We start from the raw sequence: 25,270 nt of genomic DNA, 5'->3' as shown, positions 1-25,270 counted from the left end.
AGGCGGCCCCGGAAGAGTTCCGGGGCCGCCTTCGCGTGGTGCGTGACCGGCCGGTGCCGGCGGTCTCAGGCCCGGCCGCGCCCGGCCGACGGGCCGAACGACGTGCCGCGCGGCATCCGGTCGGCGTGCGGCGGCCGACGGCTGCCGGCCGGGGTGACCGGGCTCCGCTCGGAGCGGACCGTGTGCGGCCGGGGCACCAGATGCGGCCTGCCCTCGGCGACCCGGGTGGCCGACCCGCCGCCCGAGCGGCTGCCGGCGCCCACGGGCTCGCGGACCGGCAGCTCGTCGTCGGCCGGGGCGCGCGGCGCGCCCAGCGGCACGGACGCCGCGACCGGCGCGGGCACGGGCACCGCGGTGAGCAGCCGGCCGCTGCGCAGCCGCAGCCAGACGCCCAGCAGCCAGCCCTCGGCACGTGCCATCAGCGGCTCGAACCAGGGCAGGGCCAGCAGCACCAGCAGACCGGCGGTCCAGCCCAGGGTGACGTCGCTCATCCAGTGCGTGCCCAGGTAGACCGTGGTCATCCCGACGCCGAGCGCCAGCATCGCGGCGCACACCGAGGAGATCCGCCGGGTGCGCGGAGTGGTGGCCAGATAGGCGAGGACGCCCCAGGTCACCACCGCGTTCGCGGTGTGGCCCGAGGGGAATATGTCGCCGCCGGCGAACATCTCGTTCGAGCCGATGGCGGTGGCGTAGTGCGGACCGAGCCGGCCCATGCCGATCTTGGCGGCGCCCACCGTCGCGTTGAGCAGCAGCAGCGACGTGCCCAGCACCAGCAGCGGGCGCAGGGTCTTCTGCCTGTACGTACACCAGCCGAGCCAGGCCGCGACGGCCACGGCGGTCGGGCCGCGCTGGCCCAGGACCACGAAGTAGTCGAGGAAGGCGTGGATCTCCGGCCACTGCTTGTAGGGCCGGAAGAGCATGACCTGCCAGTCGAAGCGCACCGGCCAGGACGTGGTGAGCACGCCGACCACGATCGCCACGTAGACCACGGAGGTCGCCACGAAGATGCCCAGGCGGGTCCGGGTCATCCGCGGCCGCACGGGTTGGGAGCGCTCCTCCGCAGGGACGAGCTCGTCGTTGGTACGCACTCAATCGACGTTACATTGCGTGACAGGAGGGTTCGGCCGATCGAGGCTCTTTGTGATGACGATGTGATGTGGAATGCGTCTCAATCGTGGCTCGCCGCATGTTTGAAACGGCGGAATAAGAATCGGCTAAAGAAGTGCCGAGCGGCTTTGGTCAAAGCCTGGCGAGGCATTAATTCCTTTTCGTGGGACCCCGTTTATCGGTGTGTGGCCGAGGGGTTCCGCGCCGTTTCCCGGCGGGCCGCCGGCCGGGAAGGGAATTACGATCATGGTGGGCCGGAACCGTGCAGCCAGAACGCGCCATAGGCCGCCGACGCGAGCGCGACAGCCGTCATCACCGTCACCGCGCGTACCGTGCGTAGCCGGGCCAGGGCCACCGCCAGGGGCAGCAGCAGGGGAAAGGCCGGCAGCATCAGCCGTGGCTTGGACCCGAAGTACCCCTTGGCCGTGAGCGCCAGCAGCAACACCGTGCCCGTATAGACGAGCAGCGGCAGCGGCTGCCCCTGACGCACTCCGGCCAGATACAGCCGGATCACCAGGGCCACCCCGAGCAGCAGCGCCACCCCCGCCGGCCAGGCCGGGCCCGTCAGCCGCTCCCGGATGAACGAGCCGAAGGCCAGCCCGCCGTCGAAACCATTGCCCCAGCCGCCCTGGACATCGAGATAACCGGTGGCGGAACCGGTGCGCACCCCCACCCAGGCGACATACGCCAGCCACCCCAGCGGCGCGAGCACCACTCCCGGCAGCACCCGGGCGAACGGCGGCGTCCCGCCCCGGCGGCGGGCCCGGACCAGGACGACCGCCGCCGTCAGCCAGACCGCCGCCACCACGGCGGCTCCCACCGGCCGGGTCAGCCCGGCCAGCGCCGCCAGCGCGCCCGCCCACGCCCACCGGCCGGTCAGCACGCAGTACAGACCCCACGCCGCCAGCGCCGTGAACAGCGACTCCGAATACGCCATCGACTCGACGACGCCCACCGGCAGTGCCGCCCACAGCACCGCCAGCGCCACCCCGGCCCGCCGCCCGTACCGCAGCGCGCCGACCGCGAAGATCCCCCACGCGGCGGCGAGCGAGGCGACCGCCGAGACCACCAGGCCCGCGTCCCCCGCCGACAGCGGCAGGACCGCCGACAGCGACCGCTCCAGCCAGGGCAGCAGCGGGAAGAAGGCCAGATCGGAATGGACCTTGCCGCCCGCCAGCTGGAGCGTGTAGCCGTAGCCCTGCTCGGCGATCCGCGCGTACCAGATCGAGTCCCAGCGCGCCGAGAGCAGATGACGCGCCTCCTTGCCGTCCGTCAGCCCCCACAGCGCCAGCGCCAGCACGCCCAGCACCCGCACCGCCGCGTACAGCAGCAGCGCGGGCGCCGCCCGGCGCAGCGCGGCACGCGCCCGCGCGGGCCGGCCGCCGACGGGGACGCCGGCGGATATGCCGGTGGGCCCGCCGGCGGACATGCCGGCGGAGGCGGAGGAAGCGCGAACGGTCACCGATCGATTGTCCCAGCCCGGCGACGCGAGAGGGGCCACGTGGGTTCCGGCGGGGTTCGCGTACGCTGTCGACTCACTCGCCCCCTGATACCGCCGGGGCTCATTGGTCCCCAACTGGTTTCCCCGGCCCCCTGGCCGCGAGCGCATGACACGGAGGTGTGTGGATGTCCGGGACGACCACCGCCGGCACCAGAAGGCCGGTCGGCGTTCCCCGGCAGCGGCTTCGGCCGCGCCGCGCGGAAGGGCCGGGTGCCGCCTCGACGAGCCGGTGGACCGTGCTCGTCGTCCTCTGCGTCAGCCTGCTCCTGGTCGCCGTCGACGCCACCGTGCTGCACGTCGCGGTCCCGGCCGTCACGGAGGACCTGCGCCCGGGCGCGATACAGCTGCTGTGGATCGTCGACGTCTACCCCCTCGTCTGCGCCTCGCTGCTCATCCTCTTCGGCACCCTCGGCGACCGGGTCGGCCGCCGCCGGGTACTGCTCCTCGGCTACGCCCTCTTCGGCGTGGCCTCCGGGCTCGCCGCCGTCGCGCCGACACCGGAGATCCTGATCGCCGCCCGGGCGCTGCTCGGCGCCGGCGGCGCGATGATCATGCCGGCGACGCTCTCGATCCTCCGGCAGGTCTTCCCCGACCGCCGGGAGCGCGCCCTGGCCATCGGGGTGTGGAGCGCGGTGGCAGCGGTGGGCGCGGCCGTCGGGCCGCTGCTCGGGGGATTCCTGCTGGAGCACTTCTGGTGGGGCTCCGTCTTCCTCATCAACATCCCGCTCATGGCCGTCAGTCTCCCCGTCGGCCGCTGGCTGCTGCCCGAGTCGACCGGCGACCACGACGGCCCGTGGGACGTCCTCGGCGCGCTGATGGCGGCGTTCGGCCTGTTCGGCGTCGTCTACGGCGTCAAGCGGGTGGGCGGCGCGGAGGCGCTCTCGCTGGGCACGGTCGTCCCGGCCGCCGTGGGCGCCGCCCTGCTCGTCCTCTTCGTCCGCCGGCAGAGGCGGCGGGCCCATCCGCTCGTCGACCTGACGCTGTTCTCACGTCCCGCCTTCGGCACCTCCGTCGGCTGCATCGTGCTGGCCATGCTGGCGCTGGTCGGCCTGGAACTCATCGCCGCCCAGTACCTCCAGCTCGTCCTCGGCCTCACCCCGCTGGAAACGGGACTGCGCCTGCTGCCCCTCACCCTCGCCGCGATGGCCGCGGGCCTCGCCGGCTCGCGAGTGCTCCAGCGGTTCGGGCCGCGCGCGATGGTCTCGGCGGGCTTCGTGCTCACCGCGATGGCGGTGCTCTCGCTGACCGTCATGGGCCCGGAGGACCGCCCCTACGCGCTGATCGCCGGCTTCGTCCTGCTCGGCTTCGGCCTGGAGACCACGCTCTTCGGAGCGTACGAGTCGATGCTGAGCGAGGCCCCCGCGCGGGCGGCGGGCGGCGCGGCCGCGATCGGCGAGACGTCGTACCAGCTCGGCGCGGGCATTGGCATCGCGCTCCTCGGCAGCGTCATGAACGCGGCGTACGCGCCGGGCGTCGACGCCGTCCCCGGCGTCCCGAGCGCGGCGGGCCGGGCCGCGAGCCACTCGCTGGGCGAGGCGTACGAGATCGCCGACCGCCTCGACGGCCCGGCGGGCGCCGCGCTGCGGGCGGCCGCGCGGGACGCGTTCGTGCACGGCCTGCACGTGACGCTCGTGGTGAGCGCGGGGTTGCTCGCGCTGGGCGCGGTGGCGGCGCTGCGGCTGCCGCGCGGGCTGGAGCCGGCGGAGGGCTGAGGCCGGCCCGGCGGGGCCGAAGCCACACCGGCCAGGTCTGGACGCCGGGGGTTACCCACCCGTAGCGTTCTGGGCAGGCGATGATCACCCCGAACCGAGCCGGAGGCTGACCGTGTTCGACCCACATGATCCGCTCGGCATCGACGACCTGCTCACCGACGAGGACCGGGCCATCCGGGACTCCGTCAGGAGCTGGGCGCGCGACCGTGTCCTGCCGCACATCGCGGAGTGGTACGAGAGCGGCGAGGTCCCCGTGCGCGAGCTCGCCCGGGAGCTCGGCGCCATGGGCGCCCTCGGCATGCAGCTCACCGGCTACGGCTGCGCGGGCGCGAGCGCCGTGCAGTACGGGCTGGCGTGCCTGGAGGTGGAGGCGGCCGACTCCGGCATCCGTTCCCTCGTCTCCGTGCAGGGTTCCCTCGCGATGTACGCCATCCACCGCTTCGGCTCCGAGGAGCAGAAGCGGCGCTGGCTGCCCGGGATGGCGGCCGGCGAGATCATCGGCTGCTTCGGGCTGACCGAGCCCGACCACGGCTCGGACCCCGGCGGGATGCGGACGTACGCCAAGCGCGACGCGGGCGGCGACTGGCTGCTGACGGGCCGCAAGATGTGGATCACCAACGGCTCGGTGGCCGGCGTCGCGGTCGTCTGGGCCCGGACGGACGAGGGGATCAGGGGATTCGTCGTCCCCACCGACAGCCCCGGCTTCTCCGCGCCCGAGATCAAGCACAAGTGGTCGCTGCGCGCCTCCGTCACCAGCGAGCTGGTCCTGGACGAGGTGCGGCTGCCCGCCGACGCGGTGCTGCCCGGGGCGAAGGGGCTGGGCGGCCCGCTCGGCTGTCTCAACCACGCCCGGTACGGCATCGTCTGGGGCGCGATGGGCGCCGCGCGCACCTGCTTCGAGACGGCCCTGGACTACGCGCGCACGCGCGAGCAGTTCGGCCGGCCCATCGGCGGCTTCCAGCTCACCCAGGCCAAGCTGGCCGACATGGCGCTGGAGCTCCACAAGGGCGTACTGCTGGCCCACCATCTGGGCCGGCGGATGGACGCGGGGCGGCTGCGGCCGGAGCAGGTGAGCTTCGGGAAGCTCAACAACGTGCGGGAGGCGATCGAGATCTGCCGTACCGCCCGGACGGTCCTGGGTGCCAACGGGATCTCGCTCGAGTACCCCGTGATGCGCCACGCGACGAACCTGGAGTCGGTGCTGACCTACGAGGGCACCGTGGAGATGCACCAGCTGGTGCTGGGCAAGGCGCTCACCGGCCTCGACGCGTTCCGGTGAGCACCGGGCCCTGCCCGTGCGTCAGCTCTGGTTGCTGTGCTGTCCCGGGGGACACCCCCCGGACCCCCGGCCGCTGACCCCGAGCCCGCATCAGCTCTGGTTGAAGAAGCCGCCCTGCGCGCGGCCCCCCTCCCCGCTGACGACCTTGTAGTCGGCGGGGGTGAGCAGGAAGACCCTGTTCGCCACGCGTTCGATCGAGCCGCGGAGGCCGAAGGTCAACCCGGCGGCGAAGTCCACCACCCGCTTGGCGTCGCTGGGCTCCATGCCCGTGAGGTTGACGATGACCGGTACGCCGTCCCGGAACAGCTCGCCGATGCCGCGGGCGTCCCGGAAGCCGTCCGGGGTCACCGTGGCGATACGGGTGCCCTGTTCCTGCGCGACCTCGTCGGCCACACGGACCTTGGGGTTGGTCACCCAGGAGTCGCCGGGCTCGGTCCCCTCGTCCGAGTCCTCTTCGTAGCCGCCGTAGTAGCGCTCGTCATCGTTGTCGTCGACGAGGCCAAGCCACGCACTCGCCTTGCGCACCGATCCCATGGACGCCTCCTCTCACACGCGGTGTGTTCCGCCCGCTCCTCTATGGTCGTCCATGATGCGGATGATGTGCCAAGTGGATGGCGGCCATGCGGGGATTTCGTGACGCATCTGGTGCAAAGTGGGTGGCGGTGCGTCAGAAACTCCTATGAGCCGACCTTAGGCGCCGGACCTGGGCATATGCGGCATGGACCGGAGTGGACGGCCTCCGGCCCAGCTCGATTGTCCCCGCTGACTAGGATGCCCGGGCACATCGACACCACACACGGGGACACGTTTTGTTCGGGATCATCAGGCCATGCCGTCACAGACTCTCGGAGCGCATGCGAGCGGAGTGGATGGCGCATCTCTGCGGACTCTGTCTGGCGTTGAGGGGTGATCACGGGCAATTCGCTCGAATAGCAACCAACTATGACGGTCTCGTCATATCGGTGCTGGTCGAGGCGCAGTCCGCGGACACGAAGGAGTCCGGCGCCTGGCGGCGCACCGCCGGCCCCTGCCCGCTCCGGGGGATGCGCTCCGCGTCCGTGGCCCACGGTGAGGGCGCCCGGCTGGCCGCCACGGTCTCGCTCGTCCTGGCCTCCGCGAAGATGCGCGACCATGTCGCCGACGGCGACGGGCTGTTGGCGCGCCGTCCGGTCGCGGCGGCAGCGCGCGGCATCGCCGCCCGCTGGGAGGGGGCGGGTGCCCGTACAGGGGCGGAACTCGGCTTCGACACGGCCGTTCTGGTCGACGCCGTCGAACGGCAGGCGGGCGTCGAGGCGCTGGCCGGTCCGGGCACCCCGCTGCTGGAGGTCACCGAGCCCACCGAGACGGCCACCGCCATGGCCTTCGGATACACGGCCGTGCTCGCGGGCAGGCCCGCCAACCGGCCGGCGCTGGAGGAGGCGGGCCGGCTCTTCGGCCGGCTCGCCCATCTCCTCGACGCCGTCGAGGACCTGGAGGAGGACGCCCGCACCGGGTCCTGGAACCCCATCACCGCCACCGGCACCGGCCTCGACGAGGCGCGGCGGCTGTGCGACGACGCGGTGCGCGGGGTGCGGCTGGCGCTGCGCGACGTCGCGTTCGCGAGCAAGTCCCAGGGCAGGCTGGCCCACCTCCTGCTGGCGCACGAGCTGGAACGTTCCGTGGACCGGGCGTTCGCGACCGGCGGCTGCGCGACCCACGGGCACACCGCGCCCGAGGGCGCCTTCGGGCCGCCGCCCGTGATGCCGCCGACCGCGCCGCCGGAGCCGCCGAGGGGCGGCCGCCGGCGACGGCGGGGGCTCATCGCGGGCTGCGCGGTCTGGACCGGCATGTTCTGCACCGGCCAGGTCTGTTGCAAGGACCCCTACTCGGACCCCTGGGACGGGCGGCCGCGTGAGGGCTGGTGCGCCAAGTGCTGTGACAACTGTGATGGTGGCGATTGCGGCGACTGTGGTGACTGCTGCAATTGCTGTGACTGTTGCAGTAAGTGCTGCGATGGATGCGACTGCTGTGACGGTTGCGATTGCGGCTGTGACTGCTGAACCGCACGGCCCGAAGGGCCGGGCGAAGGGGCGGTGCGTGGACGTGCGAGGGGAGGGTGCGGCAGAACTGCCGCGCTGGTGAAGGCAGCGGGCGCCGGGGCGCGCGGGCGCCACGGCGCGCGTCGTGTCTCGGCGGTACGAGGACGCGCGGTCAGCTCGTACAGGAGGCGGACCACACCCGGCCGAAGTCGATGTGGTCGCGGGTGACGAGCCGCTGCCCAGGACGCATGAGGTAAGTGGAGCAGCCATCCGGTTGTTCCGTCAACCGAGTTGAGACGAGCTGCCCACACTGTGGACGCCGTTCTGGACAGGGTTGACAGCGCACCGAGGCCCCGGCTTAGCCTCGACGTCCGGCCGTGCTGAGGGGCGCGTCCGGTGAAGGCGGCACCATCCCGTGTTCGATCACCGCATCCACGGAGCCTTCGCATGCCCGCGCACCCGCGCCCCTCGTCCCACCCCCGTCCCGTCCCCTCCCTCGTCGTCGTCGGCGCGGGCCCGCGTGGCACCGGCCTCGTCGAGCGCATCGCCGCCAACGCCCCCGAACTCCTCGCGGGCGCCCGCCTCGACCTCCACCTCGTCGACCCCCACCCACCGGGCGGCGGCCGGGTCTGGCGGCACGACCAGTCCCCGCTGCTGTGGATGAACTCCATGGCCGAGGACGTCACGATGTACACCGACGACTCCGTCGAATGCGCCGGCCCGGTGCGCCACGGCCCCTCGCTCGCCGAGTGGGCGGCCCGCGTCCGCGACGGCGCCGAAACGATCCACCTCGACCCAGGAACGGCCGCCGAGGCCCGGGAGCTGACGCCCCGGAGCTTCGCCGGCCGACGGCTCCAGAGCGCCTATCTGTCCTGGGTGTACGACCGCGCGGTCGCCACCCTGCCCGCCGGGATCACCGTCCACGAACACCGCCGCCGGGCCGTACGGCTCTCCGGTCCCCGCGACGGCCGGCAACGGGTGTGGCTGGAGGGCCGGGGACAGCCGCTCCTCGCCGACGCCGTCGTCCTCGCCCTCGGCCACCTCGACGCCGACCCCGGCCCCGGCGAGCGGGCCCTCGCCTCCTTCGCCACCGACCACGGACTGACCTACCTGCCCCCCGAGTTCACCGCCGACAGCGACCTGGACGCCCTGCGCCCCGGCGAGCCCGTCCTCGTCCGCGGCTTCGGCCTCGCCTTCGTCGACCTCATGTCCCTGCTGACCGAGGGCAGAGGAGGCCGGTTCACCACCGACGCCAAGGGCGCGCTCACCTACCGCCCCTCCGGGCGCGAGCCCGTCCTCCACGTCGGATCCCGGCGCGGCGTCCCCTACCGCGCCAAGATCGGCTACGGCTGGCACGGCGAACCGCCCCCGCTGCCGCGCTTCCTGGGCCCCGCCGAGATCGAGGAACTCCGCGCCCGCCCCGGCCGGCTCGACTATCACCGCGACATCCGGCCGCTGGTGGAGAAGGAGCTCGGCTTCGCCCACTACCACCGGCTGTTCACCGCCCATCCGGCGCGGACGGCCGTCGACTGGCAGGTCTTCGAGGAGAAGTACGCCGTCTGCGCACCCGGCAGCGCCGAACTCGACGCGCTGGTCTCCGCGTCCGTGCCCGACCCCGCCGACCGGCTCGACCTGGAGGTGCTCGACCGCCCGCTCGCCGGGCTGCGCTTCCCCGACGGGGAGGCCCTCCAGGAGGGCCTGCGCGCCCACATCGAGGCCGACCTCGCCCGCCGCCACAACCCCTGCCACAGCCCGGACCTCGCCGTCTTCCTCGGACTTCTCTCGGTCTACGGGCAGCTCGCCGCGCTCGGCGACATCGGCACGGAGTGGCACGGCTTCTTCAGCTATCTCGCCTCCGGGCCGCCCGGCCCCCGGCTGCGGCAACTGCTCGCGCTCTCCCGCGCGGGCGTCGTCCGGTTCCTCGGCGCCGACACGGCCTACGAGACGGACGCGGAACGCGGGGTGTTCCGGGCGCGGAGCGTCAGCGCGCCCGGCCTCGGCGTCGAGGCGCGGGCGCTGGTGGAGGCGCGGTTGCCCGAGCCGTCCGTCGACCGGTCGCGCGACCCGCTGTTACGGGAGCTGCGGCGAGAGGTGCGCGTCACCCCCGCCGGGCTGCTCGCCGTCCACCCCGAGGACGGGCGGGTCCTCGGGACCGACGGGGTGCCGCATCCTCGGCGGTTCGCGCTCGGGCCGCATACGGACGCGCGGTCCTCGGGTGCCTTTGCGCGGCCGGGTACCAACGCGCCTGCCTTTCGGCAGAACGATGCCGCTGCGCGGGCGCTTCTTGCGCTGTGCGCCGGTGTGCGCTGAGGCCGGTTCGCGGCCGCGGGCCGGTTGTGCCCACCCTCCCCCAGCTACCGCTGGGAGGTGCCCCCAGCCCTGCGGAACGCCTGCCCACAACCTCTTAGGGAGATCCCATGCCTGAACCTACTCGTCCGCTTCATCTCGCCGTCGCTCTCGACGGGGTCGGTGCCTACGCCGCCGAGCCTTACGTCGAGGCCGCCCGGCTCGCCGAGCGGGGGCGGTTCGACTTCGTCACGCTCGGCGACTCGTTCGGGCCGCCCGGGCGGGGGCGGGGGCGGCTCGACGCGCTCGCCGTACTCGCCCGGGTCGCGCCCGCCACGGAGCGGATCGGGCTCGTGCCCACCGTCACCACCACCCACACCGAGCCGTTCCACGTCTCCTCCGCCCTGGCCACCCTCGACTGGGCGAGCCGGGGCCGCGCCGGCTGGACCGTCGAGGTGTCCACGGACGACCGCGAGGCGGCGGTCTTCGGGCGGCGCGAGGCGCCGGACGCCTGGGCCGCCTGGCGGGAGGCCGAGGCCGTCGCCGACGTCGTCGCCCGGCTGTGGGACAGCTGGGAGGACGACGCCGAGATCCGGGACGTCGCCTCCGGGCGGTTCGTCGACCGCGACAAGCTCCACCACGTCGACTTCGAGGGCCCCGGCTTCAGCGTGCGCGGCCCCTCCATCGTGCCCCGGCCGCCGCAGGGCCGGCCCGTGGTCGCCGTGGACGCCACCGCGCCGGCCGCCCAGGCCACCGCCGCCCGCCACGCGGACGTCGCCTACGTCCGCGTCGGGAACCCGGACGACCCCCGGGCCGCGCACGCCGTCCGCGCCGCGCGCGGCGACTTACGGCAACGCGCCCGGGCCCACGGCCGCGACCCCGGCGGCCACGACGGCCGGCTCGTCGTGCTCGCCTCGCTGCCGGTCGCGCTCCACGCGGCCGCCGACGCGGTGGCGCTCGCCGATCTCGTCGACCGCTGGTACACCGACGGCGTCGCCGACGGCTTCCACTTCCGCCCGCAGGACCCCGACCGGGACCTCGCGCTGCTCGTCGACGGCACCGTGCCCGTGCTCCAGCACCGGGGCCTGCCGCGCGGCTTCTACCCCGGCTCCACCCTCCGCGAGCACCTGTGTCTCGCCCGCCCCGCCAACCGCTACGCCACCGTCCGGGAGACCACGGCCCAGGAGACCACTGTCAGGGAGACCGCATGACCAGCCGCAAGCGGATGCACCTCGCCGCGCACTTCCCCGGCGTCAACAACACCACCGTCTGGTCCGACCCCAGGGCGGGCAGCCAGATCGACTTCTCCTCCTTCGAGCACCTCGCGCGCGTCGCCGAGCGCGGGCTCTTCGACTTCTTCTTCCTCGCCGAGGGGCTGCGGCTGCGCGAGCACAAGGGGCGGCTGCACGACCTGGACGTCGTCGGCCGGCCCGAGTCGGTCACCGTGCTGAACGCGCTGGCCGCCGTCACCGAGCGGCTGGGCCTCGCCGCCACCGTCAACGCCACCTTCAACGAGCCCTACGAGCTCGCCCGGCGCCTCGCCTCCCTCGACCACCTCAGCGGCGGGCGCGCGGCCTGGAACGTCGTCACCTCCTCCGACGCCTTCACCGGCGAGAACTTCCGGCGCGGCGGCTACCTCGACCGGGCCGACCGCTACACCCGGGCCGCCGAGTTCGTCGCCACGGCCCGGGAGTTGTGGGACTCCTGGCTGCCACATTCGTCGGGGGCCGACGGCACCCCTCGCCCCTTCGTCCACCGAGGGCGGCACTTCTCCGTCTCCGGGACCTTCGACGTGCCCCGCAGCCCGCAGGGCCACCCCGTGGTGATCCAGGCGGGGGACTCCGAGGAGGGCCGGGAGTTCGCCGCGTCCGCCGCCGACGTCGTCTTCACCCGGCACGGCACCCTGGAGGCGGGCCGCGCCTTCTACGCCGACGTCAAGGGGCGGCTGGCGGCGCACGGGCGGCGGCCCGAGGAGCTGAAGATCATGCCCGGGGTCACCTTCGTGCTGGGCGACACCGCCGCCGAGGCGCAGGAGAGAGCGGACGTCATCCGCGAACAGCAGGTCTCCCCGCAGACCGCGATCCTCACCCTGGAACAGGTCTGGGGCCGGGACCTGTCCGGCTACGACCCCGACGGGCCGCTGCCCGACGTCGACCCCGACCCGGAGGGGCGGCTGACCCAGGGCAGGGTGCCGCTGGGCGATCCGTTCGCCGTCGCCGCCAAGTGGCGCGCCCTGTCGGAGGCCAAGGGCCTGTCCATCCGGCAGACCGTGATCGAGGCGACCGGGCGGCAGTCCTTCATCGGCACTCCACGTCAAGTGGCCGCGCGGATGGAGGAGTTCGTCACCGAGGAGGCCGCGGACGGCTTCATCCTCGTCCCCCATCTCACCCCCGGCGGGCTCGACGACTTCGTCGAGCGGGTCGTCCCCCTGCTCCAGGAGCGTGGCGCGTTCCGTGCGGAGTACTCGGGGTCGACACTCCGGGACCACCTCGGGCTTCCGCTGCCCGTATGGAAGGGTTGACCGCCATGAGCACGAGTGACGCGCGACAGCGGTGGAAAGAGTGGCGCGAGGAGCGCGCCGAGGCGGCCTCGGCCCCCTACGGCCCGCTCGCCCTGACGGGTACGCACTGGCTGTCCGGGCTTCCGGAGGGGCGAATCCCGGACACTCCCGGGCGCTGGACCGGGGCCCCGGACGGCGCCGGGGTCCTGCTGACCGCTTCCGCCGGCGACGGGCTCACCCTGGACGGGCGGCCGTTCGAGGGCGCCACGGTGCTCACCGCCGACGCCGGGCCGGGCTCGGCCCGGGTCGGGCACGGGGAGCGGAAGCTGGTCGTCCTGTGCCGCGAAGGGCAGTGGGCGGTCCGGGTGTTCGACCCGGCCGCCCCGGGCCGCCGGGCGTTCGCCGGGATCGACGCCTTCGCGTACGACGCGAGCTGGGTGCTGCCCGGGGTGTTCCGCCCGTACGACCGTGACCGGACGGTCGCGGTGGAGAACGCCGACGGGCGGACGCGCGGCCTGGGCGTCGCGGGTGAACTGGCCTTCGTCAAGGACGGGGAGGAGTACGCGCTGCGGGTCTCGGCGGAGGCCGACGGCTCGCTGTGGGCCGTCGTCGCCGACGGCACCAGCGGCGTCTCCAGCTATCGCTTCCGCTTCCTCAAGCCCGGGGCGCCGGACGCCGAGGGGCGGCTGACCGTCGACTTCAACCGGGCGCTGCTGCCGCCGTGCGCCTTCGCCGAGCACTTCATCTGCCCCTTCCCGCCGCCGGGCAACCGGCTGCCCTTCGACGTCCAGGCGGGGGAGCGGAACCTCCTCGCCCGCTGACGCGTCACAGTGTCTACTCAAAGCAATGTCCGGATGAAGACCGGGCGGTGACCCCGGCGGCCGGAGAGCCGCCGGGGCGGTTCGTGGTGCGCGGGGGCGCGTCCGAAAGGAGCCCTTGCGCCATGCCGTCGATGGCCCGAATACTCCCGAACAGCGCTTGTCAGGGGCACGGCGAAAGTGGAATCCGGTGTGCCTTTTTGGCTGCGCCTCACGGGTCCGCGCCCACCACGTGGACCCCCGACCCCCCTCGGGAGGAAGAACGTGAGGATCAAGCGCACCACCCCCCGCAGCGGCACCACCGGACACCGCAGGGCCCTGGCCGTGACGACCGGACTCCTGGCCGCCTCCGCCCTCGTCACCGGCGTCGCCCGGGCCGAGCCGGGCGCGCAGGCCGCCTCGTCCGCCTCATCCGCGGCCCGGCTGGCCTCGCTGAGCACGGCCGTGGAGTCCGCCGACGTCCCCGGCACCGCGTGGGTCGTCGACCGGGCCGCCGGATCCGTCGTGGTCACCGCCGACTCCACCGTCTCCGACGAGGCCATCGAGAGCATCAGACGCTCGGCCGGGGACGACGCGGACGCGATACGCGTCGAGCGCACCCCCGGCACCTTCCGGAAGCTGCTCGCCGGCGGTGACGCGATCTACGCGCCGACCTGGCGCTGCTCGGTCGGCTTCAACGTGCGCAAGGGCAACACCTACTACTTCCTGACCGCCGGCCACTGCACCCAGGGCAAGCCGCAGTACTACACCGACTCCAGCCACACCACGAGCATCGGCCCCACCACCGGCACCAGCTTCCCGGGCAACGACTACGGCATCGTCCAGTACACCAACGGCTCGATCCCGCATCCCAGCGCGGTCGACCTCTACAACGGCGGATCGCAGCGCATCACCACCGCCGGCAACGCCACCGTCGGCCAGCGCGTCCAGCGCAGCGGCTCCACGACCGGGGTCCACGGCGGCACCGTCACCGGCCTGAACGCCACGGTCAACTACGGCAACGGCCAGGTCGTCCGCGGCCTGATCAAGACCGATGTCTGCGCGGAGCCGGGCGACAGCGGCGGCGCGCTCTTCGCCGGCTCCACCGCCCTCGGCCTCACCTCCGGCGGCAGCGGCAACTGCTCCTCCGGCGGCACGACCTTCTTCCAGCCGGTCACCAAGGCGCTCGCCGCCTACGGGGTGACCGTCTTCTGACCCACCCGCCCGGCACTCCTCCAAGCGCCTGACCGCGAGCGCGCTCCGCCCTTCCCCACGCCTGCGGCCAGCAGCACACGAGCCCCCGGCCCCCCTGGGCCGGGGGCTCGACCACACCCTGGCGCGGGCATACCGTGGAGATGTATCACCCGACGGTAACGGCAGGGGGTCATGATGCTCGAAGACCTCGTGGCGGCGGCGGTGGCCGCCGGGTCGGCCGGGGCGGTGTACCTGGCCGCGTCGTCCCGGGTGGTCAAGCAGTACGAGCGCGGTGTGGTGCTGCGGCTGGGCCGGCTGCTGCCGAACGTCCGGCAGCCGGGATACACCATGATCGTTCCGGGCGTCGACCGGCTGCGCAAGGTGAACATGCAGATCGTCACGATGCCCGTCCCGGCCCAGGAGGGCATCACCCGCGACAACGTCACCGTCCGGGTGGACGCGGTCGTCTACTTCAAGGTCGTCAACCCCGCCGAGGCCGTGATCGCGGTCGAGGACTACCGCTTCGCCGTCTCGCAGATGGCCCAGACCTCGCTGCGCTCGATCATCGGCAAGAGCGATCTGGACGATCTGCTCTCCAACCGGGAGAAGCTCAACCAGGGGCTGGAGCTGATGCTCGACAGCCCGGCCATCGGCTGGGGCGTGCAGATCGACCGGGTCGAGATCAAGGACGTCTCGCTGCCGGAGACGATGAAGCGCTCGATGTCGCGCCAGGCGGAGGCCGAGCGCGAGCGCCGGGCCCGGGTGATCAACGCGGACGCGGAGCTGCTGGCGTCGAAGAAGCTCGCGGAGGCGGCGGGGACGATGGCGGCGCAGCCCGCCGCGCTGCAACTCCGGCTGCTCCAGACGATCGTGGCGGTGGCGGCGGAGAAGAACTCGACGCTCGTGCTGCCGTTCCCGGTGGAGCTGCTGCGGTTCCTGGAACGGGCCGGGGCGCCTGCGGAGCCGGAGGCTCCGGAAGCTTCGGGTACGCCGGATGTTCCGCCCGCCATTCCGGATACCGGTGACGGGGAGGCCGGTATCGGACACGGGTAGGGGGGCTGGCCCCGGTCCCGCCCTTTCTCCGTTTCCCGGGGGCTCCGCCCCCGGACCCCCGGTCCGGGGGCGCCGGACGGGCTGAACAGCCCGTCCGGCGCTTGAGGACAAGAGGGGGCGCGCGCATGGAAATGCGCGCTTCTGAAATTCGCCCTTGTGCAGTCCCTCACCCGATCGGGACACTCGACGGACCAACTTGGCATGGACGCGACCTCCTCTCGGGGGTGCGGCTGTGTCGTTCGTCCTCCGGGCCCCGGGCGCCGCATCCCGACCCTGGGCTCAACCCCCCACTGGAGGTGCCGAGTTGAAGATCCGTCGGGTGTCCGTGCGTGCCGTGCCGGCCGTCGCGGCGGCCGCCGCCCTCGCCGTGATGACGCTCGCCCCGCAGCAGGCCCAGGCCGTGCCGGGTCCGCTCGTCCCCACCGCCGCCCTCGCGGGGCTCACGGCGCTGACGGCCGCGGGGTCGTACTACGACGAGGGGACCGGGCGGCTCGTGGTCAACGTGCTCGGGCGGGACGCCGAGGAGATCGTCCGGGCGGCGGGCGCGCTGCCCAGGCAGGCCCGGTTCTCGCAGGCGCGGCTGGACGCGACCCGGCGGCTGCTGGACGACCGGGCGGCGATCCCCGGCACCGCGTGGGTGACGGATCCCAGAGTCAACCGGGTCGTCGTGACCGCCGACAGCACGGTCAAGGGGGAGAGGCTGGCCCGGCTGAACGAGGTCACCTCGGAACTCGGCGACACCGTGACCGTTCGGAGGATCGGCACCCGGCTCACCCGGATGATCGCCGGCGGCGACGCGATCCGGGGCGGCTCCGCCCGCTGTTCGCTGGGCTTCAACGTCGTCAAGGACGGACAGCCGTATCTGCTGACCGCCGGGCATTGCGGCAACGTCGTGGCGAACTGGTCGGCGGAGAAGGGCGGGCCGGTGGTCGCCACCACCCAGACCTCCGTCTTCCCCGGCCACGACTACTCCCTCGCGAAGTACGCGCCCGGAGTCGAGCACCCCAGCGCGGTGACCCTCAACGGCGGCCAGGCCCAGCCCATCACCCATGCCGCACCCGCCTACAACGGCGAGTCCGTGCGGCGCAGCGGCTCCACCACCGGGGTGCGCGGCGGGCGGGTCACCGGTGTCGACGCGACCGTCAACTACCAGGAGGGCCAGGTCACCGGGCTGATCGAGACGACGGTGTGCGCCGAGCCCGGCGACAGCGGCGGTCCCCTGTTCGACGGCGACGCGGCGATCGGCCTGACCTCGGGCGGCAGCGGGGACTGCAAGGCCCCGGGCGCGAAGACGTACTACCAGCCGGTGCCGGGGGCGCTGGCGGCCACCGGGGCGGCCATCGGCTGACCCCGCCACGGACCGCGGCCCCCGGACACACCTCCACGGTGTCCGGGGGCCGCTTTTCGCGCGAGGGCGCGCTCCGGTCGGAGCCGGGCCGGTTTTCCGGCCCGGCTCAGAACTCGAAGACCGTGCCCTTGCCCGCCTTCATTTCGCACGGGTTGGCGAACGTGTGCTCGAAGCTGACCCGGCGGCCTTCCCAGACGCCTTCCGCGGTGACGGTGGAGGGGTTCCACTCCCGCGTGCACATGGTGCCGTCCTTGATCTTGACGAGCTTGTCGAAGTCGCCGTCGCTGAGGCGCAGCTGGGCGCAGGCGCCACGCGTGTTCGGGTGGGTGCCTGCGGCCTTCGGCGTACAGGTGAGCGTCACCGCGCGCTGAACGCCCGAGGTCGCCGCCGAGTCGCCCTGGCCGATGGTGAGTACGAGCGCTGAGGGCGCGTACAGACTCTGCGTCTGCGCCGCGGGTATGGGCGAGGGCGAGGCGGTCGCCGTCGTTCCCGCTCCCGCCAGGCTGCCCAGCGCGAGCGCGGCTCCCAGCGCGATCCCCCCAGTGATGTACCGCATTCCGAACACTCCCTTGTTCGTCGGTGCAGATAACGGACGGCAGTCTGGCCCAACTCGCGCATGAACGCACCCTGGGCGAGCACTTTCGGTCGTCACCCGAAAGCACTGTGTAGCGGAGCGCGGTGGCCGGATCTCGCGCGGGGCGGGCCCCCTCGGCGGCGCCACGGGAGTGCCGGGTGAAGAAGCGAGTCCGGATCGGCGGGATATGGAGGGATTTAATGTTTCAGCAATGTTGACCAGCGAGGACACCTTGTTTTCGTTGACGGAATCTCAAGAGAGCCTTCGGAAGTGTTGTTTACGGGTCGTTGAATCGTGGGATCCAAGGATCCCCGAGCCGGTTCGGGCGGCCCCCGCCGCCCGGCCGAAAAGGGGCTCGCACCGTGGCCGCGCGGCGGCCACGCCGAGCCCGGAGCGTCGCAGCAATGGCCGAAGACCACTCAGACCGACCGTTCGGTCTGTTGCCTGACGGGGGTCGTGACAGCCGTCAGTCCGTCGGGACCGGGCGCCCGCGCCGGAGCGCCGCCGAGAGCAGGGTGGCCGCCGTGCCCGCCACGGCCCACGCGGAGAGCACCAGCAGCGGGCCGGTCAGCGCGTTGCCCCGGAAGTAGGCGAGGGAGCGGGCCGACCAGGTGCCCGCGCCCGGCGGGAGGGCCGGGCCGATGGCCCGCCAGAAGGGCGGCAGCAGCGGGTAGGGGTAGGCCCCGCCCGCGCTGGGGTTGCCCAGGACCACGACGATCGCGATCGCCAGCCCGATGCCGACGACGCCGGCCAGCCCCTGGAGGGCCAGCGTCAGGGAGCCGACGGCGAAGACGACCAGCGCGCCCAGCCCCCACAGGCCGAGGATCCCGCCCGGCAGTGCGCCCAGCACCGGGCCCGCGATCACCGTGCCGAGCAGGCCCGCCGCCAGCGCGTAGGCGGCGAGCGCGGCCAGCCGGATGACGGCCCGGTGGGCGTTCGCGGGGCGGGCGCCCGCGCTGATGGCGAGGATCGCGGCGCACAGGTAGCCGCCCACGCACCAGCCCACGACCAGGTAGAACGCGCTGAGGCCACGGGCGTCCCCGGCGGCGGCCGGGGCGATGTCGACGACCCGCAGGGTGCGCCCCTCGGCCCGTTCGGCGCGGGTGAGGACCGCTTCGGTGGCCTGCGCGAGCGAGGCGCCCGCGCCCCCGGCGACGAGCAGGGTGTCGGTGGTGCCGCGTGGATGGACGACCAGGGCCGCGTCCAGGTCCCGGGTGCCGATCTCCGCGCGGGCCCGCGCCTCGTCGGGGACCGTGCGCGGGTCCAGGGGGTGGCCGGGCAGCGCGTCGAGCTTCTTCACCAGCTGGTCGCCGAGCGGGCCGGGCGCGACCACGCCGATCGCGATGTCCTTGGGCTTCGGGCTGTGGAAGGCGCCGACGTAAGAGGCGACGAAGGCGAGCTGGAGCACCAGCACGCCGATCACCAGGGCCGCCGCCCGGCCCGTCACGGCGTCCCGGACCTCCTGGACGAAGCGGGCGCCGCCGCCGGGTGTGCTGACCATGCCCCGAGCCTGCGGGGCCCCGGCGGCGGGCGCAGTCGGTGCGGTCCGGCCGGGTGACAGGAGGAGGTGTTCGCACTTATGTTCGCACGAACGTTCGAGTCGTGGTTTATGGTGGAGACAGGAGGGGCGAAAAGAATCGGCCAAGGGGAGGGTGATCGCGAGCGGCAGGAGGTGCGATGGAGGCGTTCCGGGCGACCCCGGGCTCCGGGTTCACACACCTGCGCGTCGCGTCCGGCTTCTCGGCGCGCTACGGGGCCGCGCACCCCGAGCGGCTGGCCGAGCGGGCCGCCGAGCGCGGCATGGACGCCCTCGCCCTCACCGACCGCGACAGCCTCGCCGGCGCGGTCCGGTTCGCCAAGGCCGCGGCCGGGGCGGGCGTACGCCCGCTGTTCGGCGTGGACCTGGCCGTCTCCGGACCGCCGCCCGCCGACGGCCCCACCGTGCGCCACCGCGCCCCCGCCCGCGGCGGCGCCTTCGTCGACGAGTCCGCGCCCCGCGCGGTCTTCCTCGCCCGTGACGGCGCGCCCGCCTGGGCCGCGCTGTGCGGGCTGGTCTCCGCCGCCCACGTGAGCGGCGCCGAGCGGCCCGAGGTGCCCCGGGAGGAGCTGGCCCGCGCCGCCACCGGCATCCGCGCCCCGCTGACCGTCCTGCTCGGACCGGACTCGGAGATCGGCCGCGCGCTCGCCGCCGGACGCCCCGACCGCGCCGCACGACTGCTGCGGCCCTGGCGCGAAATGTTCGGTGACGGGCTGCGGCTGGAGGCCGTCTGGCACGGCCGCACCGGCATCGGACCCGGCTCGCTGCGGCTCGCCGCCCGTACCGTCGGCTTCGCCGCCGACCAGGGCGTGCGCGCCGTCCTCAGCAACGCCGTCCGCTACGCCGACCCCGGCCAGGGGCCCGTCGCCGACGTCCTCGACGCCGCCCGCCGGCTCGTGCCCGTCGACCGCCGTCGGCCCGAGGCCCTCGACAGCGGCGAACGCTGGCTCAAGGACCCGGCCGCCATGACGGCCGCCGCCGCGCGGATCGCCGAGGCCGCCGGCCTCGGCCGGACCGGCGCCCACCGGCTGCTCGCCACCACCGAGGACACCGCGGCCGAGTGCCTCGTCGACCCCCAGGACCACCTGGGCCTGGGCTCCGTCCACTTCCCCGAGCCCCACCTCGTCGGCACCGGCCCCCGCACCGCCGCCCGTGTGCTGCGCTCCCGCTGCGCCGCCGCCCTGGTGCTGCGCGGACGCGACCGCGACCGCCGCTACTGGGACCGGCTGGACGAGGAACTGCGCATCGTCGAACAGCGCGGCCTCGCCTCCTACTTCCTCACCGTCGCCCAGGTCGTCGACGACACCCGCGCCCTCGGCGTCCGGGTCACGGCACGGGGCTCCGGCGCGGGCTCCCTCGTCAACCACCTGCTCGGCATCGCCCACGCCGACCCCGTCGAACACGGCCTGCTGATGGAGCGCTTCCTGTCCACGCGGCGGACCGCGCTCCCCGACATCGACATCGATGTCGAGTCCGCCCGCCGCCTGGACGTCTACCGCGCGATCTTCGACCGCTTCGGCGCGGAGCGCGTCGCCACCGTCGCCATGCCCGAGACCTACCGCATCCGCCACGCCGTACGGGACGTGGGCGCCGCCCTCGGCATGGCACCGGACGTCGTGGACCGGCTCGCCAAGTCCTTCCCGCACATCCGCGCCCGGGACGCCCGCGCCGCGCTCGCCGAGCTGCCCGAGCTGCGGGAGATCGCCGCCGGGCCCCTCGGGCCCGGCAACACCCGGCTGTGGGAGCTGGTCGAGGCGCTGGACGCGCTGCCGCGCGGGATCGCCATGCACCCGTGCGGGGTGCTGCTCTCGGACGCCACGCTGCGCGCCCGCACCCCCGTCGTGCCCACCAGCGGCGAGGGGTTCGCGATGTCGCAGTTCGACAAGGACGACGTGGAGGACCTCGGCCTGCTCAAGCTCGACGTGCTGGGCGTGCGGATGCAGTCCGCCATGGCCCACGCCGTCGGGGAGATCGAACGGGCCACCGGGCGCCGGATCGACCTCGACGACCCCGCGCAGGTGCCGCCCGGCGACCGGCGGACGTACGCGCTGATCCGCTCCACCGAGACCCTCGGCTGCTTCCAGATCGAATCGCCCGGACAGCGGGACCTGATCGGACGGCTGCAGCCCTCGACCTTCCACGACCTCGTCGTCGACATCTCGCTCTTCCGGCCCGGCCCGGTCGCCGCCGACATGGTCCGGCCCTTCATCGAGGCCCGCCACGGCCGCGCCCCCGCGCGCTACCCCCACCCGGACCTGGAGGAGGTGCTGGCCGAGACCCACGGCGTGGTCGTCTTCCACGAGCAGATCATCGAAATCCTGCGGATCATGACCGGTTGTGACCGGGGCCGTGCCGACGAGACGCGCCGCGCGCTCTCCGACCCGGCGCGGGTCGGCCGGGTACGGGCCTGGTTCGCCTCGGCGGCGGAAGCGCGCGGGTACGCGCCGGACGTCGTCCGCCGCACCTGGGAGATCGTCGAGGCGTTCGGCAGCTACGGCTTCTGCAAGGCGCACGCGGTGGCGTTCGCCGTGCCGACCTACCAGTCGGCCTGGCTCAAGGCCCACCACCCGGCGGCCTTCTACGCCGGGCTGCTCACCCACGACCCCGGGATGTATCCCAAACGGCTGCTGCTCGCCGACGCGCGGCGGCGCGGGGTGCCGATCCTGCCGCTGGACGTCAACCGCTCGGGAACGGCCTATTCGATCGAACTGGTGTCCGATGGCGCCTCCGGTGGCATGCTCGGGGTGCGGCTCGCGCTCTCCGAGGTGCAGGGCATCAGCGAGGCCGAGGCGCGCCGGATCGTCGCCGGGCGCCCGTACACCTCGCTCCAGGACCTGTGGCAGCGCGCCCGCCCGGGGCGGCCCGTGACCGAACGGCTGGCGCGGGTCGGGGCGCTGGACGCCTTCGGCGCCAACCGCCGGGACCTGCTGCTGCACATCGCCGAACTCCACCGCGGGCAGCGGCGGGTGTCCGCCGCCCAGCCCACGCTGATCGACAGCGCCCGCACCGAGCCCGCCGGCCTGCCCGACCTGGACGCGGCCGAACGGCTCGGCGCCGAGCTGTCCGTGCTCGGCATGGACGCCTCCCGCCACCTGATGACCGATCACCGCGCCTTCCTGACCGAACTGGGCGCCATCCCGGCCCGCCGGCTGCGCGACGCCCGCCACGGCGAGACCGTTCTGGTGGCGGGCGCCAAGGCCGCCACGCAGACACCTCCGGTGCGGTCGGGGCGACGGGTCATCTTCACCACCCTCGACGACGGCACGGGCCTCGTGGACTGCGCCTTCTTCGACGACAGCCACGCGGCGTGCGCGCACGTCGTCTTCCACTCCTGGCTGCTGCTCGTCCGCGGCGTGGTCCAGCGACGCGGGCCGCGCAGCCTGAGCGTGGTGGGGGCGGCGGCGTGGGACCTGGGGGAGCTGGCGGCGCTCCGTGCGGAGGGGGGACTGGGGGCGGTGGCCGCCGTTCTGGCAGCGCCGGCGGGGCCGGCGGGGGCGCCGGTTTCCCGGCGGGTCCGGCTGTCCACCGGCTATGCCATGAACCCGTGGGCGGATCTGCAACCGGCGGGTGAGGGCGCCCCGACGGGCCGGAAGCTGTGGCACGCGAGTTCCGGGAGTGCGGGATGAGTGTGCGAGGGCGTCGGTGCGGGCCGGTGGGCCGGGTTGTGCCCACCCGTTCCGCCCTGCGGAACGATTGCCCACAACCGGGTGTGCGGACGACCGTCCTGTACGTGCACTTCCACGCGCCCGAAGGCGCCCTCGGCGAGGAGGTGTACGACGGCCTGCTCGCGCTGCTCGCCGAGGTGACGCCCGTCGTGGAGGCCCTGCCTCCCGACGCCGCGCTCGCGGAAGTGCGCGGCGCCGTGCGCTACTTCGGGCACGACCCGGCCGAGCTGGCCACACTGCTGCGCGTCCGCGCCCTGGCGCGATACGGCGCCGACTGCACCGTCGGCATCGCGAGCAACCCCACCCTCGCCCGGATGGTCGCCCGCGACGGCCCGCCCGGCGCCGTCCGCACGTTCCCCGACGAGCCGGACGCCGTCGCCGGCTTCATGGCCCGCAAGCCGGTCGCCGCGCTGCCGGGCGTGGGGCCCGCCACCGCCCGCGCGCTCTGCGCGTACGGGCTCGACAGCGTCGGCCGGGTCGCCGGGGCGCCGCTCCACACCCTGGAGCGGATCCTCGGCGCGGCCGCCGGGCGGCGGGTCCACGAGCGGGCGCGAGGCATCGACCCGACGCCCGTCACCCCGGACGCCCGGGCGCGGTCGATGGGGGCGGAGCACCGCTTCGCCACCGACGAGCTGGACCCCGACCACCGGCGCCGCGCGCTGCTCGCGCTCGCCGACGGGCTGGGCGCCCGGCTGCGGGGGAGCGGCCAGGTCGCCCAGGGGCTGAAGCTCACCGTCCGCTACGCGGACGGCTCGTCGAGCACCCGCGCCAAGTCCTTCGCCGAACCGACCGCGCACTCGCCCGACCTGATCGCCGCGGCGTACGCGCTGCACGCCGCGCTCGCCCTCCAGCGGGCCAGGGTGCGGTCCGTGGCACTGCGCGCGGAGCGGCTGCGCGACGGCGGGGCCGCCGCGCACCAGTTGTCGTTCGATCCCGCCGACGAGAAGGCGCGGCGCGTCGAGGCCGTGATCGACCGGGCGCGGGCGCGCTTCGGGCCGGGGGTGGTGGGCCCCGCCGCGGCCCTGGACCGGCATGACGACGTGGCATGAAGACGTGGCGTGAAGAGATGGCGTGACTTGAGCAAGTCATTGCGATCTTTGTGATTTTGCTTGACGCAAGCAAAGATCGCCCGCAATCTACCCGCAAGTAAGTTCACGACTTTTTCACACGCCCGTAACAGCTGTTGCCGGCGCTGTTCGGCGTACCCACCCCCCACCCGCGAGGAGTTCAGATGAAGCAGCGTCGCCGCGTCTGGAGAGCCGTCAGATCCCTGCTGCCCGCGCTCGGCCTGGCCGTGGCGGCGGTCGCGATGCCCACCACCGCGTCCGCCGCCACGGCCTCGTCGTCCGCCGTCGGCAGTGCCGGTACCGTCAGCAGCGGCTGGAACGACGACTCGTGCAGGCCTTCCGCCGCCCACCCCCGCCCCGTCGTGCTCGTCCACGGCACCCTGGAGAACGGCACCAACAACTGGTGGTCCTTCGCGCCCTATCTGACCGCGCGCGGCTACTGCGTCTTCTCCTTCGATTACGGCAAGATCGGCGTCCCCGGCATGTACGGCCTCGGCCCGGTCGAGAAGTCCGCCGGGGAGCTGGCGCGGTACGTCGACAAGGTGCTGGCGGTCACGGGCGCGGCCAAGGTGGACATCGTCGGCCACTCGCAGGGTGGGATGCTGCCCCGCTACTACCTGAAGTTCCTGGGCGGAGCACCCAAGGTGAACGCCCTCGTCGGCATCGCGCCCAACAACCACGGCACGACCCTGTCCGGGATCGCCAAGCTCCTGGACGTCGTCCCGGGCGCCCGCAAGGTCATCAGCGGCACCGCCGCCGGTCTGACCGACCAGGTCGTCGGCTCGGACTTCATGAAGAAGCTCAACGCGGGCGGCGACACCGTCCCCGGCGTCCGCTACACCGTCATCGCGACCCGTTACGACGAGGTCGTCACTCCCTACCGGTCCGGGTTCCTCGACGGCCCGAACGTCCGCAACGTGCTGGTGCAGGACCTCTGCCCGGTCGACATCTCCATGCACCTGACGCTCGGCACCATCGACCGCGTCGCCTTCCACGAGGCCGTCAACGCCCTCGACCCCGAGCACGCCACCCCGGCCACCTGCGCCTCGATGCTCAGCTGACCCGGACCGATCCGTATTCACGGGGGCCGCACGCGCGTGCGGCCCCCGGCCCTGTTGGGGTCAGGCCTTCTTGACCACGCTGGACTTGAGCTGCATGGCGCCGAAGCCCTCGATCTTGCAGTCGATGTCGTGCCCGGCCACGCCCTCCACGAGGCGGATGTTGCGGACCTTGGTGCCCGCCTTGATGCCGGTCGGGTGGCCCTTGACCTTCAGGGTCTTGACGACGGTGACCGTGTCGCCGTCGGCGAGGACGTTGCCGACCGCGTCCCGGATCACGCCCTCCTCCGCACCGCCCGCGGATTCGGCGGGGGCGGGCGTCCACTCGTGGCCGCATTCCGGGCAGACCAGCAGCGCGCCCATCTCGTAGGTGTAGGCGCCGGAGCACTCGGGGCAAGGGGGCAGGTTCTCGTTCACCAGGACAGTCTATGGCGAGGTCTGCAAGCATGACGAATTGCAAAACTTTGCAATTCGCTACATGATGGCTTCGCTGTGCCCGTAGGTAGCCGCGGGCACAGCATCAGACGCTGCCTCCGCGTCGGAGGCCGGTGACGCGAGAGGCTGGGGTTTTCGT

General features: G+C 73.6%; 19 protein-coding genes. 13 read left to right on the top strand and 6 right to left on the bottom strand.

The annotated features are described in order from the left end of the window. Positions 1–65: 65 nt before the first annotated feature. Both ACX9I7_RS23965 and ACX9I7_RS23960 read right to left on the bottom strand, forming a co-directional pair. Positions 66–1,088: a phosphatase PAP2 family protein gene (locus ACX9I7_RS23965; RefSeq protein WP_387576989.1), complete on the bottom strand. Its 1,023-nt coding sequence runs from the start codon at positions 1,086–1,088 to the stop codon at positions 66–68. Positions 1,089–1,351: 263 nt separating this feature from the next. Continuing rightward, the gene (locus ACX9I7_RS23960; RefSeq protein WP_459388477.1) at positions 1,352–2,536 is read right to left on the bottom strand and encodes a hypothetical protein; all 1,185 of its coding nucleotides are present in this window, start codon (positions 2,534–2,536) and stop codon (positions 1,352–1,354) included. A gap of 197 nt (positions 2,537–2,733) precedes the next feature. Between ACX9I7_RS23960 and ACX9I7_RS23955 the strand changes: the two genes are divergently transcribed. Beyond that, positions 2,734–4,320, top strand: coding sequence for an MFS transporter (locus tag ACX9I7_RS23955; RefSeq protein WP_387576991.1), 1,587 nt, complete (start codon positions 2,734–2,736; stop codon positions 4,318–4,320). A gap of 106 nt (positions 4,321–4,426) precedes the next feature. Continuing rightward, complete coding sequence (locus tag ACX9I7_RS23950; protein ID WP_358622806.1) at positions 4,427–5,599, top strand: acyl-CoA dehydrogenase family protein; 1,173 nt, start codon at positions 4,427–4,429, stop codon at positions 5,597–5,599. 90 nt (positions 5,600–5,689) lie between these two features. Here ACX9I7_RS23950 and ACX9I7_RS23945 read toward each other — a convergent pair whose 3' ends face one another. Beyond that, the gene (locus tag ACX9I7_RS23945) at positions 5,690–6,133 is read right to left on the bottom strand and encodes a cell division protein SepF (RefSeq protein ID WP_387576993.1); all 444 of its coding nucleotides are present in this window, start codon (positions 6,131–6,133) and stop codon (positions 5,690–5,692) included. Positions 6,134–6,408: 275 nt separating this feature from the next. Between ACX9I7_RS23945 and ACX9I7_RS23940 the strand changes: the two genes are divergently transcribed. The 8 genes from ACX9I7_RS23940 to ACX9I7_RS23905 all read left to right on the top strand — a co-directional run bounded on the left by ACX9I7_RS23940 (position 6,409) and on the right by ACX9I7_RS23905 (position 16,795). Continuing rightward, the gene (locus ACX9I7_RS23940; RefSeq protein WP_387576995.1) at positions 6,409–7,638 is read left to right on the top strand and encodes a DUF5685 family protein; all 1,230 of its coding nucleotides are present in this window, start codon (positions 6,409–6,411) and stop codon (positions 7,636–7,638) included. 426 nt (positions 7,639–8,064) lie between these two features. Beyond that, positions 8,065–9,927, top strand: coding sequence for an FAD/NAD(P)-binding protein (locus ACX9I7_RS23935; protein WP_459388460.1), 1,863 nt, complete (start codon positions 8,065–8,067; stop codon positions 9,925–9,927). 107 nt (positions 9,928–10,034) lie between these two features. Beyond that, positions 10,035–11,114, top strand: coding sequence for an LLM class flavin-dependent oxidoreductase (locus tag ACX9I7_RS23930; protein WP_459388459.1), 1,080 nt, complete (start codon positions 10,035–10,037; stop codon positions 11,112–11,114). Further along, entirely contained in the window at positions 11,111–12,424 is a 1,314-nt protein-coding gene (locus ACX9I7_RS23925; protein ID WP_459388458.1) for an NtaA/DmoA family FMN-dependent monooxygenase, read from the top strand. The genes ACX9I7_RS23930 and ACX9I7_RS23925 overlap by 4 nt, the downstream gene beginning before the upstream one ends. A gap of 5 nt (positions 12,425–12,429) precedes the next feature. Beyond that, the gene (locus tag ACX9I7_RS23920; RefSeq protein ID WP_387577003.1) at positions 12,430–13,224 is read left to right on the top strand and encodes a DUF1684 domain-containing protein; all 795 of its coding nucleotides are present in this window, start codon (positions 12,430–12,432) and stop codon (positions 13,222–13,224) included. A gap of 261 nt (positions 13,225–13,485) precedes the next feature. Continuing rightward, the gene (locus tag ACX9I7_RS23915) at positions 13,486–14,415 is read left to right on the top strand and encodes a S1 family peptidase (protein WP_459388457.1); all 930 of its coding nucleotides are present in this window, start codon (positions 13,486–13,488) and stop codon (positions 14,413–14,415) included. A gap of 174 nt (positions 14,416–14,589) precedes the next feature. Further along, entirely contained in the window at positions 14,590–15,447 is an 858-nt protein-coding gene (locus ACX9I7_RS23910) for a slipin family protein (RefSeq protein ID WP_459388476.1), read from the top strand. Between the two features lie 304 nt (positions 15,448–15,751). Beyond that, entirely contained in the window at positions 15,752–16,795 is a 1,044-nt protein-coding gene (locus ACX9I7_RS23905) for a S1 family peptidase (RefSeq protein ID WP_459388456.1), read from the top strand. 106 nt (positions 16,796–16,901) lie between these two features. Here ACX9I7_RS23905 and ACX9I7_RS23900 read toward each other — a convergent pair whose 3' ends face one another. Beyond that, complete coding sequence (locus tag ACX9I7_RS23900; RefSeq protein WP_387577009.1) at positions 16,902–17,351, bottom strand: subtilase-type protease inhibitor; 450 nt, start codon at positions 17,349–17,351, stop codon at positions 16,902–16,904. A 484-nt stretch (positions 17,352–17,835) separates the two neighbouring features. Next, the gene (locus tag ACX9I7_RS23895) at positions 17,836–18,870 is read right to left on the bottom strand and encodes a YhgE/Pip domain-containing protein (protein WP_459388455.1); all 1,035 of its coding nucleotides are present in this window, start codon (positions 18,868–18,870) and stop codon (positions 17,836–17,838) included. Positions 18,871–19,046: 176 nt separating this feature from the next. Between ACX9I7_RS23895 and ACX9I7_RS23890 the strand changes: the two genes are divergently transcribed. The 3 genes from ACX9I7_RS23890 to ACX9I7_RS23880 all read left to right on the top strand — a co-directional run bounded on the left by ACX9I7_RS23890 (position 19,047) and on the right by ACX9I7_RS23880 (position 24,699). Continuing rightward, entirely contained in the window at positions 19,047–22,532 is a 3,486-nt protein-coding gene (locus tag ACX9I7_RS23890; RefSeq protein ID WP_459388454.1) for a DNA polymerase III subunit alpha, read from the top strand. 104 nt (positions 22,533–22,636) lie between these two features. After that, complete coding sequence (locus tag ACX9I7_RS23885; protein WP_387577015.1) at positions 22,637–23,620, top strand: DNA polymerase Y family protein; 984 nt, start codon at positions 22,637–22,639, stop codon at positions 23,618–23,620. Positions 23,621–23,802: 182 nt separating this feature from the next. Beyond that, positions 23,803–24,699 (top strand): esterase/lipase family protein, encoded by an 897-nt coding sequence (locus tag ACX9I7_RS23880; RefSeq protein ID WP_387577017.1) that lies wholly within the window; start codon positions 23,803–23,805, stop codon positions 24,697–24,699. 60 nt (positions 24,700–24,759) lie between these two features. Here the strand turns inward: ACX9I7_RS23880 and ACX9I7_RS23875 are convergent, their stop codons facing one another. After that, positions 24,760–25,113: a zinc ribbon domain-containing protein YjdM gene (locus ACX9I7_RS23875; RefSeq protein ID WP_459388453.1), complete on the bottom strand. Its 354-nt coding sequence runs from the start codon at positions 25,111–25,113 to the stop codon at positions 24,760–24,762. Between the last annotated feature and the right edge of the window lie 157 nt (positions 25,114–25,270).

Source organism: Streptomyces sp. L500 (assembly GCF_054551825.1).
The sequence above is the reverse complement of the archived record's forward strand: the minus strand, read 5'-3'. Positions and strand labels throughout refer to the sequence as shown.

What these genes read in the sequence shown, in the direction of transcription:
- ACX9I7_RS23935 (WP_459388460.1), top strand. Translation starts at nt 8,065, where the DNA reads ATGCCCGCGCACCCGCGCCCCTCGTCCCACCCCCGTCCCGTCCCCTCC.
- ACX9I7_RS23960 (WP_459388477.1), bottom strand. Translation starts at nt 2,536, where the DNA reads ATGTCCGCCGGCGGGCCCACCGGCATATCCGCCGGCGTCCCCGTCGGC.
- ACX9I7_RS23945 (WP_387576993.1), bottom strand. Translation starts at nt 6,133, where the DNA reads ATGGGATCGGTGCGCAAGGCGAGTGCGTGGCTTGGCCTCGTCGACGAC.
- ACX9I7_RS23880 (WP_387577017.1), top strand. Translation starts at nt 23,803, where the DNA reads ATGAAGCAGCGTCGCCGCGTCTGGAGAGCCGTCAGATCCCTGCTGCCC.
- ACX9I7_RS23900 (WP_387577009.1), bottom strand. Translation starts at nt 17,351, where the DNA reads ATGCGGTACATCACTGGGGGGATCGCGCTGGGAGCCGCGCTCGCGCTG.
- ACX9I7_RS23895 (WP_459388455.1), bottom strand. Translation starts at nt 18,870, where the DNA reads ATGGTCAGCACACCCGGCGGCGGCGCCCGCTTCGTCCAGGAGGTCCGG.
- ACX9I7_RS23920 (WP_387577003.1), top strand. Translation starts at nt 12,430, where the DNA reads ATGAGCACGAGTGACGCGCGACAGCGGTGGAAAGAGTGGCGCGAGGAG.
- ACX9I7_RS23930 (WP_459388459.1), top strand. Translation starts at nt 10,035, where the DNA reads ATGCCTGAACCTACTCGTCCGCTTCATCTCGCCGTCGCTCTCGACGGG.
- ACX9I7_RS23910 (WP_459388476.1), top strand. Translation starts at nt 14,590, where the DNA reads ATGCTCGAAGACCTCGTGGCGGCGGCGGTGGCCGCCGGGTCGGCCGGG.
- ACX9I7_RS23890 (WP_459388454.1), top strand. Translation starts at nt 19,047, where the DNA reads ATGGAGGCGTTCCGGGCGACCCCGGGCTCCGGGTTCACACACCTGCGC.
- ACX9I7_RS23925 (WP_459388458.1), top strand. Translation starts at nt 11,111, where the DNA reads ATGACCAGCCGCAAGCGGATGCACCTCGCCGCGCACTTCCCCGGCGTC.
- ACX9I7_RS23955 (WP_387576991.1), top strand. Translation starts at nt 2,734, where the DNA reads ATGTCCGGGACGACCACCGCCGGCACCAGAAGGCCGGTCGGCGTTCCC.